This window comes from Flavobacterium sp., assembly GCF_040383245.1.
Taxonomy (GTDB): Bacteria; Bacteroidota; Bacteroidia; order Flavobacteriales; family Flavobacteriaceae; genus Flavobacterium.
Genome location: NZ_JBEIDX010000005.1, coordinates 27688 through 44860 on the forward strand (window position 1 = coordinate 27688; position 17173 = coordinate 44860).

Here is a 17173-nt window from a genome sequence, read left to right on the forward strand (position 1 = left end):
TCGTTTTCGCAAACCTTTTTTTTTAACTTTAATTAATTTATTGCAAATAAATTTTAAATTTGCTTAACTATTTATAAACTTTAATTAAATAATAACTTATGAAAACAAAATTACTTTTACTAATTGCATTTGTTTTTACTGCAATTAACATTAACGCTCAGGTGTCTTTAATTGGACCTGGTGCTACAGGAAGTTGGGGAACTGACTATAATTTAAGTGATGCTGATAATGACGGTATCTGGACAGGTACTGCTGTTCCTATGCAAGGAGGATTTTTTAAATTTAGATTAAACGCATTATGGGATACAGCTTGGGGTAATGGAAATGGAGCAGCAACTTGGCCAACAGGTATTGCAGATACAACTCCAGGTACAGACAATAATATTACTGCTGTTGCTGGTGTTTATGATGTAACTTTTAATGCAACTACGGGTGCATTCTCATTTACCGGTGGAGCTCCAATTCCTGTTGTTAAGTTAGTAGGTTCGGCTGTTACAGCAGCAGATGGTTTATTATTTAGCACTTCGGATTTAGCTAATTTTACTATTTCAAATGCTACATTAGTTTCTGGTACAGCTCAATTCTCTATTGATGGTGTTTTATATGGTGGATTAGGTTTCCCTACAGGAAGTGCTTTAAGTACTACTGAGTTAATACCTTCAACTGCTGGTTCATATACAACCATCACTATTAATATTACTTCGGGTGAGTATGTTTTTACTCCTGCTCCTTTGATTCCGGCGGTAAGTGTTATTGGCGATGGAGTTGGTGGATGGCCACAAGATGGTGTTACTGATGTAAATCAGATGACTTCTACTGATGGTGTTGCATACAAATTAGATAAATTAGCTTGTACAGTTGGTTCTGCTAAATTCCGTCAAAGTAATGGATGGTCTGTAAACTGGGGTGATTCTGCATTCCCTTCAGGAATTGGTACTCAAGATGGAAGTAACATTGCAATTTCCGCTGCTGGTACTTATGATGTAACATTTAACAGATTAACAGGTGCTTACAATTTTTCATTTCCAACTATTGCACTTGTTGGAGATGCAGCTGGTGGATGGCCACAAGACGGGGTGAATGATGTAAATGTACTAACAACTACTGATGGTGTAACATATACAGCTTCAAATATCGCATTAACTGCTGGTGCATGTAAGTTTAGAGCTAACAATGGGTGGTCTGTAAACTGGGGTAATCCTGCATTCCCTTCGGGAACAGCAACTCAAGATGGTTCTAATATGCTAGTATCTGCTGCTGATGCGGGTACTTATGATGTAACTTTAAATAGAATAACTGGAGCTTATAACTTTACTACTACAATGTCAGTTAATCAATTTGGTGAAACTTCTTTCTCTTTAGTTCCAAACCCTACTAAAGGAATGTTCGCTATTAATGCTGATGTTGCAAAAGCTGAAATCTTTAATTTAACAGGTCAATTAGTTAAAACTTTCAATAATGCAGCTGCAAACGAAAGCTTATCTATTTCTGAGTTAAATCAAGGTATTTACTTTGTAAAAGTTACAGATTTAAATCTTAACGAAAAAACTATCAAATTAATTAAAGAATAATTATTCTTTAAACATGATAAATGAAACCTCTCCTTGTGAGAGGTTTTTTTTATGGCTAAAAGTCTTTAAATTGAAAGTAGTTCTTACAACAATAGAGAATTGTAATTAGAATTTTTCACAATGATAATTAAAACTTATAGCGTAATAATTAATAACATTAGGCTTGATGTATTTTAAATGAATATAAATTACAATTTTGAAATATCTAATCTTTAATTATTTGTAATATGAAAAAAGTTATTTTATTAACATGCATGTTTGTAGCAACTTTCAGCATTGCTCAAGAAGCTACTTGTCCTGTGACGGGTAAAACGGCTAAGGAAGGTTCGATGGGAACTAAATTACATGGCACACCTGCAGAAAAAGGAAGTGCACAAACAAACAAAAATAAAGAATGGTGGCCAAACCAATTAAATTTGGATTTATTGCGTCAAAATTCGAATATGTCTAATCCAATGGGAGCAGACTTTAATTATGCTAAAGAATTTAAAAAATTAGACTATGCTGCCTTAAAAAAGGATTTGCGTAATTTGATGACCGATTCACAAGATTGGTGGCCAGCCGATTTTGGTAATTATGGCGGGTTGTTTATTCGTATGGCATGGCACAGTGCAGGAACATATCGTTCTGGCGATGGGCGAGGAGGATCTCGTGCGGGGCAAGAACGATTTGCACCATTGAACAGTTGGCCAGATAATGGTAATTTGGATAAAGCGCGCAGGTTATTATGGCCAATCAAGCAAAAATATGGTAATAAAATCTCATGGGCCGACTTGATGATTTTAACAGGAAATGTAGCTTTAGAGTCAATGGGCTTCAAAACTTTCGGTTTTGCTGGAGGTAGAGCTGATGTTTGGGAACCAGAAACAAATGTTTATTGGGGTTCTGAAACAAAATGGTTGGATGACCAGCGTTATTCTGAAGGAAGAAAATTAGAATCGCCATTAGCTGCTGTACAAATGGGATTGATTTATGTCAATCCAGAAGGTCCAAATGGAAACCCTGATCCATTATTAGCAGCACAAGATATTAGAGAAACATTTGGAAGAATGGGAATGAATGATGAAGAAACGGTTGCTTTAATTGCAGGTGGTCACACTTTAGGTAAGACACACGGTGCTGGCGATGCTAAGCATGTTGGTAATGCTCCAGAGGCTGCCGGAATAGAAGAACAGGGCTTTGGTTGGAAAAGTGATTATAAATCAGGTAAAGGTACCGATGCAATTACATCCGGTTTAGAAGTTACTTGGACCTCTACTCCAACAAAATGGAGTCATGATTATTTAACATTCTTGTTTAAGTATGATTGGGAGTTGACAACAAGTCCTGCAGGAGCTAAGCAATGGGTTGCTAAAACAGAAGACAGGATTATTCCAGATGCATTTGATAAAAATAAAATGCAAAAACCGTACATGTTAACAACGGATTTATCTTTGCGTTTTGATCCAATTTATGAAAAAATTTCGAGACGATTTTTAGAAAATCAGGCGGCTTTTAATGATGCTTTTGCTCGCGCTTGGTTTAAATTGACACACCGTGATATGGGTCCAAAAACTACTTATTTGGGACCTGAAGCACCTACTGAAGATTTAATCTGGCAAGATCCAATTCCGGCTTTGAATCACCAAGTTGTAAATGCTACAGATATTATTGCACTAAAAGCAGAGATTGCTAAATCTGGGTTATCAATTAGTGAATTAATCTCAACTGCATGGGCTTCTGCTTCTACTTTCCGTGGGTCTGATAGAAGAGGCGGTGCAAATGGAGCAAGAATTCGTTTAGAGCCACAAAAAAATTGGGTGGCAAATAATCCAACCCAATTGAATAAAGTGTTGCTTGTTCTTGAAAAAATTCAGAAAAATTTCAATACTAAAAGCGCTACTAGAAAAATTTCAATGGCTGATTTAATTGTACTTTCTGGAGTGTATGCTGTAGAAACGGCTTCTAAAAATGCTGGATATTCAGTAAAGGTTCCTTTTACTGCAGGAAGAATGGATGCTACTCAAGAACAAACAGATGTTAAAGGGATGGCAGTTTTAGAGCCTACTGCTGATGGCTTCCGTAATTACTTGAAAACAAAATACACAGTTGCAACAGAAGCGTTATTAATTGATAAAGCGCAATTATTAACTTTAACAGCTCCAGAAATGACCGTATTAGTTGGTGGTTTACGTGTCTTAAATGCTAATTATGATGGTTCAAAACACGGAATTTTCACTAAAGAGAAAGATAAGTTAACAAATGACTTTTTTACTAATCTTTTGGATATAAATACGGTTTGGACCGCAATTAATGATGATAAGGAAGTTTTTGAAGGAAAAGACAGAGCTACCGGTGCAGTAAAATGGACAGCAACTCGCGCCGATCTAATTTTCGGTTCTAACTCTGAGCTTAGAGCTTTAGCTGAAGTATACGGAAGTAATGATGCAAAAGGTAAATTTGTAAATGATTTCGTTGCAGCATGGAATAAAGTAATGATGCTAGACTTTTTTACAGCAAAAAAATAAGATTACTATAGATTATTTAAAACCTCTCCTTGCGAGAGGTTTTTTTTATCTAATAAATATTTTTTAAAATGGAATTGATTGAATTCTTGAGCTAAAATAATTAGCATCACCATTACTGCCTCCCTGATTATTGCCTGATAATAATCTATAAAAAGAACAATTTCCCCAGGGAGCTGGAACATCGTTCAATATCATATCTTCTCCAGTGTCATTAGAAATATAAGGTGCAATTCTTGCCTGCCAAGCATTAATTCTATTCATACTATTGGTGGTATAAAAAAGATCATTTTGGCTACTAATTAGTTCGCTGATATACGATTTGTATTTTATTTGAAATTCTGGAATTGCAAGTATTTTTGAAATCAATGGTCTCTCGCCTGAATTTGTACCCCAATTTAATGGATTTTGTGTTCCACTATTGGCCATCAATAAAGAGGTTCCAAGTGTATTGTCATAATCATATGGAATAAAGTAGGCTTTACCATTAGGTGCAAAATAAAAATAAAAATTATTTGCATTTACCCAATAATCATCCCACATCCCTACAAGTACATTAACCGCATAAGTTTTTAGAAAAAGATCAATATCCATTTTTTGGGAAATCCAATTTTTAAACTCCGTTCCAGTTTTTGTATTTAAATCAATTATAAATGAGGTTAGTTCTGCAGAACCTGCACCTAATTCCAAATCCCGTGTTTTTAGATCATAGGCATAATAAACAGATGTGGCAGGGTTTAAGGTTACATTTTCAATTCCTATGCTTTGAGTCGAAACAAAATTTGCATTATTACTTCCAGCCCATCCGCATTTCCATAAAAAACCAATGCTGTTACCCCATTCACTACTTCTGTCTGCAATATAATCTTCATCTACACTTTCAATCATTGCATAAACTCCGTAATTTGCGGGTAAATTATCTCCATCTACTTTTATATTTATTCGGCAATAAGAAGCTCTTGGAGCGGTCCAAACATTGTATTTTCTAAACAAATTGTAACAATAAATCTCTCGGGCATAGGCAGCATCGTCTTTGAACCATTTCAGCACCATTTTATTTAAACCCTTAAACTTTTGAGTTGGTTTGTATTTAGAAAAGTCTAATCCAAAATGACAATGATGCCAATCCGGATTATTTGGATTGTGTAATTCGCCATATGCACCTTCGGGCCTTCTTCTGCTAGTATTTCCTCGTAATTTAAGTCCGATACTATCTAATACTATTGTTTCGCTGTTGATTTCATATGAGAATTTACTAACTACTTTTTTCTCATTCTTACTATTCAAATCATAATTTAAAAGTAATTTATTCCAATCTGCTAATTTAAATTCTAAGGTGATTTTAGGAATTTTTTCTAAGTCATATACATCATTTGGCCCTTGAAAGTTGTTATCTGTATTTTCATTATCTGATAGGGTATCGTCAAAGTCATTATTACAAGACGTAAATGCAATAATTAGAAATAAATATTTATAAACTGTTTTCATTGTTTTTGAGTAAAAGATTTTTTGCAATTTAATAAAAAAATAAATGAAAAAATTTAATTGAAAGATGTTGTTATGACTTTTCAGAGTTATGGGTTGTTTTTCCAAATATTTAGCGCCCTACAAACAAAAAACCCGAATATTGCTATTCGGGTTTCGTGGTACCTCCAGGGATCGAACCAGGGACACACGGATTTTCAGTCCGTTGCTCTACCATCTGAGCTAAGGTACCTTGCTGACGCGGGTGCAAATATAGAACGATTTTTTAATTAATACAAAACAATTATTAAAAAAATCTATTTGTAACTTTGCGTTTCTAAATATCCAATTATGCTTCTAGCTATCGATGTAGGAAATACTCAAATCAAATTAGCTGTATTTGAACAAAATAACATCAAAATCAAAAAAATAGTATCTCTTTCTAGTTGGAAAATCGAGGTGCAAAACATTTTAGATTTTAATGATTTAATTGACAATATAGTAGTTTCTTCGGTAGGTCATCTTGATGAGAATGAATTTAATAACATTACATCTAAAGCGAAATTAAATTTTATTACCGCTAATAGTAAATTTCCATTTATTAATTCCTACACAACTCCAAGTACTCTTGGTGCAGATAGAATGGTGCTTGCTGCCGGAGCAACGCTTTTGTTTCCAAATAAAAATCGATTGGTTATTGATGCAGGTACTTGTGTCACTTATGATTTTGTAGATAGTGACAATGTGTACCATGGAGGCGCCATTTCCCCTGGAATAAAATTGCGATACGAATCCTTACACAATTACACGGCCAAACTGCCGTTATTGTCTCCAGAATATCCAGACGAAATAATTGGAATTTCTACTCTTCAATCGATACATTCTGGAATTATTAATGGAATCATTTTTGAAATAGACGGTTTTATTTCTTCTATTATGAATAATAATGATAACTTTATCATAATTTTAACGGGTGGAGACGCAGAATTTTTGGCTAAACGATTAAAAAATACCATATTTGCCAATCCAAATTTTCTTTTAGAGAGTTTGAATCAAACTTTTCAATACAATCAAAATGATTAAAAAAATTATAGTAAGTTTTAGTTTACTTTTTTCTCTAATTTCTCTCGCTCAAGAAGGAACTTCTTCTCCTTATTCTTTTTACGGTATTGGCGATGTTCGTTTTAAAGGGACAGTTGAAAATAGCTCAATGGCAGGATTGTCAATTGTGCCAGATAGTATTCACCTTAATATTGTAAATCCAGCAATGTATTCTAGTTTAAAACTAACTTCATTCGCAATTGGAGGTACATTTAATGTAAATAAATTAACCACAGATTCTCAAAGTGAAAAGGCACAAAGAACAGCCCTAAATTATTTAGCAGTTGGAATTCCTATTAATAAATTAGGAATCGGATTTGGATTAATACCTTATTCATCTGTTGGATATAATTTAAAAAGCAATACGACCGATGCTAATTCAATTAGAACAGAAAGTTTTGATAAAGGTAACGGTGGTTTAAACAAAGTGTTTCTAGGGTTTGGGTATCAAATCACAAAAAAATTAAGCTTTGGTGCAGATGCGCAATACAATTTTGGAAATATTAACGCACAAAACATATCTATAAGATATGATGCATTAGGATTTCCTATTCAATATGCTTCAATGGAAGTTAATAGGTCTATAGCAAATGGAGTTAATTTTAATATTGGCTTGTCCTTTCATTCGAAATTGAATAATAAAATAAATTTATTTTCAAGCGCTACCTTTACTCCCTCGTCAGAAATTAATTTGACTAATTCAAGATTCATTTCATTAGTACAATCAAATAATGGGGTAAATTTTGGACAAGTTGGAGAAGCTATTGAAGTTACAGTTCCTAGCACAAAACTTACACTACCATCTAAATTAACTTTCGGAATTGGAATTGGTGATTCAAAAAAATGGATAATTGGAACTGAATTAGCTTTTCAATCTTCTAGTAATTTTGGAAACCGATTTAATGATATTTCTAATGTAAGCTATCAAAACGCTACTAAATTCACATTAGGTGGATATTATATTCCAAATTATAAATCATTTACTAATTATTTAAGTCGAATAGTTTATAGAGGTGGATTTAGATTTGAAAATACAGGTTTAGTAATTAATAATAACGAAATTAATGATGCTGCAGTAACTTTAGGTTTGGGAATGCCTTTAAGAGGAGCTTTTTCAAATATTAACTTTGGTTTCGAATATGGTAACAGAGGGACTAAAAGCGGTGGTTTAGTAAATGAAAATTACATGAATTTTAATGTTGGTTTATCTCTTAACGACCGATGGTTTGTGAAAAGAAAATACGATTAATATAATTATATTAATATGAAATCTAACTTGTTATTTTTATTGGTAATTCTTACTTCTTTTGCAAACGCTCAAGAAAATAGTTGTGCAAATAAAGAACAACAATTAGTTCAATATCTTACCGATAATGAAAATACCAAAGCATTGGAATTATGGAAAGATGTAAAAGTAACTTGTCCCAAGCATAGTGAAAATTTATATGCATTAGGTAATAGAATTTTACAATTTGAAATTGAAATTGCAGACGAAAAAGATAAAGTAAGTAAGGTAAACGATCTGCTGCAATTTTTCAATCAATATGACAAGTATTTTCCAGCAAACAAAAATGGAAATTTTGAAAAAAGAGCTATTGCTCAATTCACCTATAATGTTGGAACTCCACAAGAAGTTTTCGCTAATTTAGACAGGGCTTTTGAAAAGGAAAAAGAAACCTTTGCCAACTCACAAGCTATATACAATTATTTCGACTTGTACTTTGCCCATTACAAAGAAAATAAGGCTGTCATTTCTCAAAATGAATTACTAGATAAATATTGTGCTGTGAGTTCTTTACTTGCTGAAAAAAGCAACTTGTATCCTTCAAAAAAAGAGGAATACCACCGCGTTGAATTAGGTATTGATTTGTTAATGAAGGACTTTCTAACTAAAGAAAATATAGTGTCTTATGCACAAAAAAAATTAGACACTAATTCATCGGATTGGTCATGGCTTGAGCCTGCAGCAAGAGTTTTATTGGTTAAATGTAAAAACCAACCAATATTTGAAAAGGTGGCATCTAAGTTGGATCAAATAAATCCGAGTTCGATTTCTGCTTATTATTTAGCAACCTATTATCTAAACACGGGGAATCAAGAAAAGGCAATTGAGTGGTTTAGTAAGTCGGCAGAATTGGCGCCTACTAAGTTGGAAAAAGCTACTACTTATTATTCTATTGCAAGTATTTTGTCTAATTCAGATAAAGCAACTTCTCAAAAAATGGTTTTAAATGCCCTAGAAAACAATCCATCCAATGGTAGATATTATATCTTTTTAGCAAATTTATATGCAAATAGTATAGAGGAATGTGGAACTAATGCTATTGAAAAAAATGCTATTTATAAATTAGCTTCAATTACTGCACTAAAGGCTATGGATGTTGAACCAAGATTAAAACCAACCGCAGAAGCCATGTCTTCGGATTATTTGAATAAAATTTCTTTTGATAAAAAATCCAAAGTTAAATCGGCAACTATTGGTTGTTGGATTCAGCAAAAGGTTGAATTTTAATTATGTATTCTCCATTAAGAAATAGCATCTATTTTTCGATAATTGCCCTAGCAGTTTTCTTTCTGTTTTCATGTGAAGGCAATTTTAAAGAAGTACAAAAGTCCAATTTTGCTGATTTTGTTCCTAGTGGCGAAGCCGATTCAATTAATATCAAATACACCGATTCAGGAAGAATAAAATCGGTATTAGTGAGTCCAAAAATGTTGGATTTTGCGACAGTAGAATTTCCATACACTGAATTTCCTAATGGGGTTAAGGTTACGATGTATGATGATATGGGTAAAAAAACTTTTGTTGTTTCCAAATATGCTATTTCATATAAAAATACAAGCCTAATCGATTTGCGAGGTGCCGTTAAAATTAGTAATGAATCTGGACAGCTTTTTGAAACAGAACAATTGTATTTCGATCAAAAAAATGAATGGTTTTATACCGAAAAATCATATAAATTTACAGATCCAAAAGGAATTTCCTACGGTGAAGGGGTAGATTTTAGTAAAGACTTTAAAATAATTAATTCTCAAGTAGTATCGGGAGAAGTAGATAAACAATAACATTATGAATTATTTAAAAATTACAAAATACATTTATTTAGGAGTTGGATTTATTATGGTTTACGATTTCGTGACCAGATGGAATGAAGATCCAAAACCATGGTTAAGTGCTATAATTGCCGGTTTGGCTTTTTTTACTTATTTCTTCAGAACCAAATTTGCTAAAAAATTTGAGGACAGAAATCGTCACAACAATTCAAACTAATTAGTAATGAATATAGTTGTAATCGTTTTATGTTTACTTCTTTGCGCTTTCTTTTCGGGAATGGAGATAGCTTTTGTCTCTTCAAATAAAATTTATTTAGAAATAGAAAAAAAGCAAGAAAATTTTCTTTCTAAAATTCTAGCTAAAATCACCGAAAAACCATCTAAATTTATTGCTACCATGCTAGTAGGAAATAATATTTCTATGGTAGTTTATGGTTTTTTTATGGGAGATTTAGTAATGCAATGGATTGAAAAATTACCATTTCATTTATTAGAGTTTCCAAACTTAATTCTGCAAACCGTTATTTCTACTTTAATTGTATTAATAACTTCTGAGTTTTTGCCAAAAGTTTTTTTTCAAGTGTATGCCAATACATTCATGAAATTATTTGCGGTACCGAGCTACTTTTTTTATGTAATCTTTAATTATATTTCAACTTTTATTATTTGGATTTCAGATTATATTTTAAAGAAATTCTTTAAAACAGAAGGTGATTATGTGCCTTCCTATTTTAGTAAAGTAGAATTAGGGAACTATATTAACGAGCAAATGAGTACCGTTGAAGATCATGAAGAGGTAGATTCTGAAATACAAATTTTTCAAAATGCTTTAGAATTTTCTAGCGTAAAAGCTAGAGATATAATGACGCCAAGAACCGAAATTGTAGCGGTAGATCTATTTGATTCGTTAGACGAACTTAAAGAAACATTTATTAAAACTGGATATTCTAAAATTGTTGTCTATCAAAATTCAATGGACGATATTATAGGTTATGTACATTCATTTGAATTATTCAAAAAACCAAAAAGCATCAAATCAATTATGATTCCGGTTGAGTTTATTCCGGAAACTATTTTTGTAAAAGAAGCTTTAAATGTACTTACCAAAAAAAGAAAAAGTATTGCAGTGGTTTTGGATGAATACGGCGGAACTTCCGGAATTATTACTGTTGAAGACATCATTGAAGAGTTGTTTGGTGAAATTGAAGACGAACACGATAACGACGAAGAACTTATTGAAAAACAACTCAATGAAAATACATATATTTTTTCAGCTCGTTTGGATGTAGAATACCTTAATCAAGAATATAAACTGAACATTCCCGAAGATGATTCCTATGGAACATTGGGCGGATTTATAGTAAATACCTCAAAAGAAATACCTCAAAAGGGGGATGAAATTCGTGTGGATAACTTCCATTTTATTATCGAAGAAGCCACAAATACGAAAATCGACCTGGTTAAAATGAGTATTTTTGATCAAGAATAAAAAAAATTAACTTTTTAATGCAATTTATAAGCGAACAATTATTATTATTTCGCAGATAATTGTATTTTCGCAAACTGAATTAAAAATAACATAGATAAAAATGGCAGTTTTACAAACAATTAGAAAACGTTCCGGATTACTTTTACTTGCTATAGGTTTTGCACTTTTAGCTTTTGTAGTTCAAGATTTGTTCACTAAAGGGTTCAAAAGTCAATCAAAAGACGTAGGAAGTATTAATGGAAAAGATATTTCTTTTGATGAATTTAGAATTAAAGTAGCCAATGCAGAAAAAAATGGTCAAAACGGGCAAGCGATTACGCAAACTCAAGCCGCTAATCAAATGTGGGACCAAGAAATTGCAATTGCTTTAATTTCTGATCAATTTGAAAAAGCAGGTATTCGTACTAGTGAAAATAATATCATTGAAATTTTCAAAAAAGATCCAAATATTGGTCAAAATCCTACCTTTTTAAACCAATTAGGTAAATTTGACATTGCAAAATTTAAAGAATATTTCAAAAACAATCCAGAACAAGCTAAAGCTTTTGAGGATCGTCAAACAGATGCTGAAATCAATGCTAAATATCAAATTTATAGCAGTATGATCAAAGCTGGTTTATATGCTACAAATGCAGATGGTAAATTCAAATATAAGTTAGAAGCAGACAAAATCAACTTTGATTATGTTTCTGTTTTATATTCTACAGTAAAAGATAGCGATGTTAAAGTAACAGATGCAGACATCTTAGACTACATGAAGAAAAATGAGAAAAAATTCAAAGCTGAGGAAACTCGCGAAATTGAATATGTATTAATTGAAGATAAACCATCAGCAACTGATGAAGCTGAAATGAAATCTAAAATTAATGGCTTATTAACTGGAAGTGTTGTTTACAATAAAGAAACTGGAGTAAATGATACGTTACCTAGTTTTAAATCGGCTCCTAATGTTGCTGACTTTATTGCTGAAAACTCAGACAAAGCATACGATTCTACTTTTGTAACTAAACAAGATTTACCAGCTGAACACGCAGATAAATTATTTGCATTGCCTGCTGGAGAAATTTATGGTCCATACATTAATGCTAACTACTACTGTCTTTCTAAAGCAATGGGAAGAAAAGTAGGTGCAAAAGCTAAAGCAAGTCATATCTTAATTAGCTGGGAAGGAACAAAATTACCTAACAAAAAAGAGAAAAGAACTAAAGAGCAAGCTAAAGCAAAAGCAGATATTTTATTGGCTCAAGCAATTGCTAATCCAGGAAATTTCATGATGTTGGCTTTAACTAACTCTGATGATTCTTCTGCTCAACAAGGTGGAGATTTAGGATATTTTGGACCTGGACAAATGGTTAAACCATTTAATGATTATGTATTTGGTAATCCGGTTGGAAAAATTGGATTAGTTGAAACTGAATTTGGATACCATATTATTAATGTTACTGATAAACAAGATGCAATTCGTTTAGCTACTGTGGCTCAAAAAATTGAACCATCAGAAGTAACAACAAACGAAATCTATACTAAAGCAACCAAATTTGAAATGGATGCAACAAGTAATAAAGATTTTGCTGCTGTAGCAAAAGCTGCTAAACTCACAGTTAATCCTGCAGTTAAAGCAAAAGCTATGGATGAAGCATTTGGAGTTGCAGGAAGTCAAAGACAAATTATCAAATGGGCTTATACCGGCGGTACTAGTGTTGGTGATGTTAAGCGTTTTGAAATAGTAAATGTTGGAAACATTATTGCTCGTTTGAAAAAAATTAATGAAAAAGGTTTAATGACTGTTGAAGATGCTAAACCATCTGTTGAAGGAATCATTAAAAACAAAAAGAAAGCAGAAAAAATTATTGCTAAAATGAAAGGTGGTTCACTTGAAGCTATTGCTAAAGCAAATGCTACAACTGTTCAAAATGCACCAGCTGCATCTGTTGAAAATTCAGTTTTAGCAAATGTAGGTCCAGAGCCAAAAGTAATTGGTGCTGCATTTGGAACTCCTTCTAATAAAGTTTCTGCTCCAGTTGAAGGAAATTCAGGAGTATATGTAGTGAAAACTAAAGCAATTACTAAAGCACCTAAATTGCCTAAATACGATGAGTATGTTGCTAAAATAAAAGCAGCTAATGGACAAGCAGTAGGAAGAATTTTCCCTGCATTGAAAAATGATGCGGAAATTGAAGATAATAGATTAGAATTTTATTAGTATATAAAGGTTAATTAGAACTAAACGATTCTTTTAGATACCCCAAAAAAGTACTGCTTTTTTTGGGGTATTTTTATTAGCTACTCTTTATTAATCCCACTGCGTTTGTCAAATTTTCTTACCTTAGCTGAAAAATTGTCAGTTTTGTGCTCTTGGCATAATTTCTGAATATTTGAAATCAAACTTAATAATTGTAATAAAAAATAAATAGTAATTATGGCACTAAACATTAAACCACTTTCAGATCGTGTAATTGTGGAACCAGCGGCAGCCGAAACACAAACTGCTTCCGGAATTATTATTCCTGATACTGCAAAAGAAAAACCTCAAAAAGGAACTGTTCTTGCAGTAGGAAATGGTAAAAAAGATGAGCCAATGACCGTTAAGGTAGGCGATGTTGTTCTTTATGGTAAATATGCTGGAACCGAATTAAAATTAGATGGTAAAGATTATCTTATTATGAGAGAAGATGATATACTTGCAATAGTTTAAAAATTAAATGAAATAAGTATTACAATTTTTTAATAATAAAAATATAAAACAAAATGGCAAAAGATATAAAATTTGATATAGAAGCTCGCGATGGTTTAAAACGTGGAGTAGATGCATTGGCAAACGCAGTAAAAGTGACTTTAGGTCCAAAAGGAAGAAATGTTATTATTGGTAAATCTTTTGGAGGTCCGAATGTAACTAAAGACGGAGTTACCGTTGCTAAAGAAATTGAATTAAACGACCCATTAGAAAATATGGGTGCTCAAATGGTAAAAGAAGTTGCGTCTAAAACTAACGATTTAGCTGGAGATGGAACTACAACTGCAACTGTTTTAGCACAAGCAATCGTTAAAGAAGGATTGAAAAATGTCGCAGCAGGTGCAAATCCAATGGATTTAAAACGTGGAATCGATAAAGCGGTAGAAACTATTGTTGCTGATCTTGGTAAACAAGCGCAAGTTGTAGGTAGTGATTCTGAAAAAATAAAACAAATTGCTTCTATTTCTGCAAATAATGATGAAGTTATTGGAGAATTAATTGCAACTGCTTTTGGTAAAGTAGGTAAAGAGGGAGTAATCACTGTAGAAGAAGCAAAAGGTACCGATACCTATGTTGATGTGGTAGAAGGAATGCAATTTGACAGAGGTTATTTATCTCCTTATTTTGTGACAAATCCAGAGAAAATGAATGTAGAATTAGACAATCCTTACATTCTTTTATACGACAAAAAAGTATCTTCTCTTAAAGAATTATTACCGGTATTAGAGCCTGTGGCTCAATCGGGGAAACCCTTATTAATAATTGCTGAAGATGTAGATGGAGAAGCATTGTCTACTTTAGTTGTAAATAAATTACGTGGTGCCCTTAAAATTGCTGCTGTAAAAGCACCTGGTTTTGGTGACAGAAGAAAAGCAATGTTAGAAGATATTGCTATCTTAACAGGTGGAACTGTAATTTCTGAAGAAAGTGGATATACATTAGAAAATGCTACTTTAGAAATGTTAGGTACAGCAGAAAAAATTACAATCGATAAAGACAATTCTACTATAGTTAATGGTGCAGGTAATGCCGATTTGATTAAAAATAGAGTTAATCAAATTAAAGGTCAAATGGAAACTACGACCTCCGATTATGATAAAGAAAAATTGCAAGAGCGTTTGGCTAAATTAGCTGGAGGTGTTGCAGTTCTTTATGTTGGAGCAGCATCTGAAGTGGAAATGAAAGAGAAAAAAGACCGTGTTGATGATGCGTTACATGCTACTCGTGCAGCCGTTGAAGAAGGAATTGTTGCAGGAGGTGGTGTTGCCTTATTAAGAGCTAAATCTTCATTAACTTCTATAAAAGCCGATAACGCTGATGAGGCTACTGGAATCCAAATTGTGTTCCGCGCTGTTGAAGCACCATTAAGAACTATTGTTGAAAATGCAGGTTTAGAAGGATCTGTTGTTGTAGCTAAAGTTTCTGAAGGAAAAGGAAATTTTGGGTATAATGCAAAATCAGATGAGTATGTTGATATGCTTAAAGCTGGAATCATCGACCCAAAAAAAGTAACTCGTGTGGCTCTAGAAAATGCGGCTTCTGTTGCAGGAATGATTCTTACAACCGAATGTGCTTTAGTTGAAATAAAAGAAGAAAGTGCTGGTAGCGGAATGCCAATGGGCGGAGGAATGCCAGGAATGATGTAATAATCACTTGACTTAATAAAAAAACCACTTCATATGAAGTGGTTTTTTTATTTATTCTATGTGGGCTCTTTTTTTGAAAATTTTCCAAAGTACTGGAAGTGTTGTAACCGCAATAATTCCGATGACTATAAATTCAATGTAGTGTTTTAAATCAATACCTAAATTATTTTTAAAGAATTCGTATAAATAATGCCCAGAAAAAACCATTGTAAATGACCATAATATAGAACCAACTATATTATAAAACATAAATCGTTTTTTGTCCATTTCTACAATTCCAGCAACAACTGGTGCAAATGTTCTTACTATAGGTAAAAACCTTGCAAACACTATAGCTTTACTTCCGTATTTGTCAAAAAACTCTTTAGATTGATATAAATATTTCTTTTTAAAGAAGAAATTATCTTCTTTCTTAAATAAATAATTTCCCGATTTAGCTCCAAACCAATATCCGGTAATATTTCCTGAAATTCCCATTAATGAAATAAACGCAGCCAATAGAGTAACATTTAAAAATTCGCTACCTAAAGAGATTCTTTCCATTAACAATTCACTGTAGATTCCGCATAAAAACAATAAACTATCTCCAGGCAAGAAAAATCCAACAAGTAACCCAGTTTCGGCAAAAACTATTGCTAATACAACATACAATCCAATAGCTATTCCGCTTACTTCAAGTTTGATGTAAAATTCGGGGTTAAATAGTTGTTTCCAATCAAAATCAGTCATAAAGCGTAATAAATAAGTTGGTTTAGTTTGAGCAAGTGAAAGTAACGATTATTTATTTATGTGGCAATCTTATTCACTTTTTTGAATAAAATATAACATAATTATCATTCTTTGTAAAGAATTAAATTTTGAAGTAATGTTAGAGATATAGTATGACTCATAATGTCATTATTAATATTTGCATTTATAAAATGATTCATATATGACACTTCAAATTGAATACTCTTTTTATAATTTATCCCAAATCCTATATGAAATCTATTTTGATCTATAAATTGATTATTTACTTTATTAGTTCCAAGATTGATAAAAACTTCATCTTGAAGCACTAAATAAAGTTCTTCATTACCCGATTTAAAGTTCATGATATGAAATATATTTCTATTTAAATATCGTAATCTATTTTGATAGTTAGTTTCCGAATTTATAACAGAACCATTTTCAAGAGCCAACCTGTCTACAAAACGCTGTTCCAGTCGAAAACGATTGGTATTAATGTTTTGCTTCCATTTGTAACTATACTGAAATTGCTCCCATATTCTATCTTCATTGAAATAATCATTTAAATTTGGATTTAAAGTATTGATCAATCCATAACCTATAGAAAATTTTATTTTTTCATTTAGATTGTAAAAACCACCTAAACGAAATAGATTTTGATTACTTCTATTTAACTTATCATCCAATCTAAATTGTGCCTCAATATGATAACCCCATTTTTTCGAAACATTATACTGTCCAATATAAGCAAACCAATTAGATTGATTGTGTTTCAACTCTTGAGCATAAAAGACAGTTGAAAAAACAAATAGTAAAATAACACTTAATTTTATTCTGTAATTTTTCATTGCATAAAAATACAAAATAAAAACGCTCTAATT

Annotated in this window: 14 protein-coding genes and 1 tRNA gene; 11 read left to right on the plus strand and 4 right to left on the minus strand. The window is 32.2% G+C overall.

The features are described from left to right. Window positions 1–98 precede the first annotated feature (98 nt). Complete coding sequence (locus ABWO08_RS03630) at window positions 99–1571, plus strand: T9SS type A sorting domain-containing protein (RefSeq protein ID WP_353083694.1); 1473 nt, start codon at window positions 99–101, stop codon at window positions 1569–1571. A gap of 227 nt (window positions 1572–1798) precedes the next feature. Beyond that, window positions 1799–4078: a catalase/peroxidase HPI gene (gene katG, locus ABWO08_RS03635; protein ID WP_353083695.1), complete on the plus strand. Its 2280-nt coding sequence runs from the start codon at window positions 1799–1801 to the stop codon at window positions 4076–4078. Window positions 4079–4141: 63 nt separating this feature from the next. Here the strand turns inward: katG and ABWO08_RS03640 are convergent, their stop codons facing one another. Together ABWO08_RS03640 and ABWO08_RS03645 are read right to left on the minus strand one after the other, a co-directional pair. Continuing rightward, on the minus strand, window positions 4142–5563 hold the full coding sequence (locus ABWO08_RS03640; protein WP_353083696.1) for a CotH kinase family protein: 1422 nt from the start codon (window positions 5561–5563) through the stop codon (window positions 4142–4144). Window positions 5564–5719: 156 nt separating this feature from the next. Further along, a tRNA-Phe gene (locus ABWO08_RS03645) sits at window positions 5720–5792 on the minus strand. 98 nt (window positions 5793–5890) lie between these two features. On the opposite strand from ABWO08_RS03645, the gene ABWO08_RS03650 reads away from it, so the two are divergent. From ABWO08_RS03650 to groL, 9 genes are all read left to right on the plus strand, one after another. Then, complete coding sequence (locus tag ABWO08_RS03650) at window positions 5891–6622, plus strand: type III pantothenate kinase (RefSeq protein WP_353083697.1); 732 nt, start codon at window positions 5891–5893, stop codon at window positions 6620–6622. Next, window positions 6615–7889 carry a BamG family beta-barrel-assembly machinery protein gene (gene bamG, locus ABWO08_RS03655; protein ID WP_353083698.1) on the plus strand — a complete coding sequence of 425 codons (1275 nt, stop codon included), beginning with the start codon at window positions 6615–6617 and terminating at the stop codon, window positions 7887–7889. Before ABWO08_RS03650 ends, bamG begins: the two co-directional genes overlap by 8 nt. Before the next feature lie 15 nt (window positions 7890–7904). Next, window positions 7905–9152, plus strand: a complete 1248-nt coding sequence (locus ABWO08_RS03660) for a tetratricopeptide repeat protein (RefSeq protein ID WP_353083699.1) — start codon at window positions 7905–7907, stop codon at window positions 9150–9152. A gap of 2 nt (window positions 9153–9154) precedes the next feature. Continuing rightward, on the plus strand, window positions 9155–9706 hold the full coding sequence (gene lptC / locus ABWO08_RS03665; protein WP_353083700.1) for an LPS export ABC transporter periplasmic protein LptC: 552 nt from the start codon (window positions 9155–9157) through the stop codon (window positions 9704–9706). 4 nt (window positions 9707–9710) lie between these two features. Further along, window positions 9711–9911, plus strand: a complete 201-nt coding sequence (locus ABWO08_RS03670; RefSeq protein WP_353083701.1) for a hypothetical protein — start codon at window positions 9711–9713, stop codon at window positions 9909–9911. 6 nt (window positions 9912–9917) lie between these two features. After that, complete coding sequence (locus ABWO08_RS03675; RefSeq protein ID WP_353083702.1) at window positions 9918–11183, plus strand: hemolysin family protein; 1266 nt, start codon at window positions 9918–9920, stop codon at window positions 11181–11183. A 100-nt stretch (window positions 11184–11283) separates the two neighbouring features. Beyond that, window positions 11284–13386 (plus strand): peptidylprolyl isomerase, encoded by a 2103-nt coding sequence (locus ABWO08_RS03680; RefSeq protein WP_353083703.1) that lies wholly within the window; start codon window positions 11284–11286, stop codon window positions 13384–13386. A 216-nt stretch (window positions 13387–13602) separates the two neighbouring features. Beyond that, complete coding sequence (locus ABWO08_RS03685) at window positions 13603–13878, plus strand: co-chaperone GroES (protein ID WP_353083704.1); 276 nt, start codon at window positions 13603–13605, stop codon at window positions 13876–13878. Between the two features lie 53 nt (window positions 13879–13931). Next, window positions 13932–15563 carry a chaperonin GroEL gene (gene groL, locus ABWO08_RS03690; protein ID WP_353083705.1) on the plus strand — a complete coding sequence of 544 codons (1632 nt, stop codon included), beginning with the start codon at window positions 13932–13934 and terminating at the stop codon, window positions 15561–15563. A gap of 51 nt (window positions 15564–15614) precedes the next feature. On the opposite strand, the gene ABWO08_RS03695 is transcribed toward groL, so the two are convergent. Together ABWO08_RS03695 and ABWO08_RS03700 are read right to left on the minus strand one after the other, a co-directional pair. Continuing rightward, a complete protein-coding gene (locus ABWO08_RS03695; protein ID WP_353083706.1) occupies window positions 15615–16292 on the minus strand; it encodes a DedA family protein in 678 nt (225 codons plus the stop codon). A 104-nt stretch (window positions 16293–16396) separates the two neighbouring features. Beyond that, window positions 16397–17140 carry a DUF2490 domain-containing protein gene (locus tag ABWO08_RS03700; RefSeq protein WP_353083707.1) on the minus strand — a complete coding sequence of 248 codons (744 nt, stop codon included), beginning with the start codon at window positions 17138–17140 and terminating at the stop codon, window positions 16397–16399. Window positions 17141–17173 lie beyond the last annotated feature (33 nt).

Excerpts from the sequence above, each read along its gene's own strand:
- ABWO08_RS03630 (WP_353083694.1), top strand. The coding sequence starts at position 99 with ATGAAAACAAAATTACTTTTACTAATTGCATTTGTTTTTACTGCAATT.
- katG (WP_353083695.1), top strand. The coding sequence starts at position 1,799 with ATGAAAAAAGTTATTTTATTAACATGCATGTTTGTAGCAACTTTCAGC.
- ABWO08_RS03640 (WP_353083696.1), bottom strand. The coding sequence starts at position 5,563 with ATGAAAACAGTTTATAAATATTTATTTCTAATTATTGCATTTACGTCT.
- ABWO08_RS03650 (WP_353083697.1), top strand. The coding sequence starts at position 5,891 with ATGCTTCTAGCTATCGATGTAGGAAATACTCAAATCAAATTAGCTGTA.
- bamG (WP_353083698.1), top strand. The coding sequence starts at position 6,615 with ATGATTAAAAAAATTATAGTAAGTTTTAGTTTACTTTTTTCTCTAATT.
- ABWO08_RS03660 (WP_353083699.1), top strand. The coding sequence starts at position 7,905 with ATGAAATCTAACTTGTTATTTTTATTGGTAATTCTTACTTCTTTTGCA.
- lptC (WP_353083700.1), top strand. The coding sequence starts at position 9,155 with ATGTATTCTCCATTAAGAAATAGCATCTATTTTTCGATAATTGCCCTA.
- ABWO08_RS03670 (WP_353083701.1), top strand. The coding sequence starts at position 9,711 with ATGAATTATTTAAAAATTACAAAATACATTTATTTAGGAGTTGGATTT.
- ABWO08_RS03675 (WP_353083702.1), top strand. The coding sequence starts at position 9,918 with ATGAATATAGTTGTAATCGTTTTATGTTTACTTCTTTGCGCTTTCTTT.
- ABWO08_RS03680 (WP_353083703.1), top strand. The coding sequence starts at position 11,284 with ATGGCAGTTTTACAAACAATTAGAAAACGTTCCGGATTACTTTTACTT.
- ABWO08_RS03685 (WP_353083704.1), top strand. The coding sequence starts at position 13,603 with ATGGCACTAAACATTAAACCACTTTCAGATCGTGTAATTGTGGAACCA.
- groL (WP_353083705.1), top strand. The coding sequence starts at position 13,932 with ATGGCAAAAGATATAAAATTTGATATAGAAGCTCGCGATGGTTTAAAA.
- ABWO08_RS03695 (WP_353083706.1), bottom strand. The coding sequence starts at position 16,292 with ATGACTGATTTTGATTGGAAACAACTATTTAACCCCGAATTTTACATC.
- ABWO08_RS03700 (WP_353083707.1), bottom strand. The coding sequence starts at position 17,140 with ATGAAAAATTACAGAATAAAATTAAGTGTTATTTTACTATTTGTTTTT.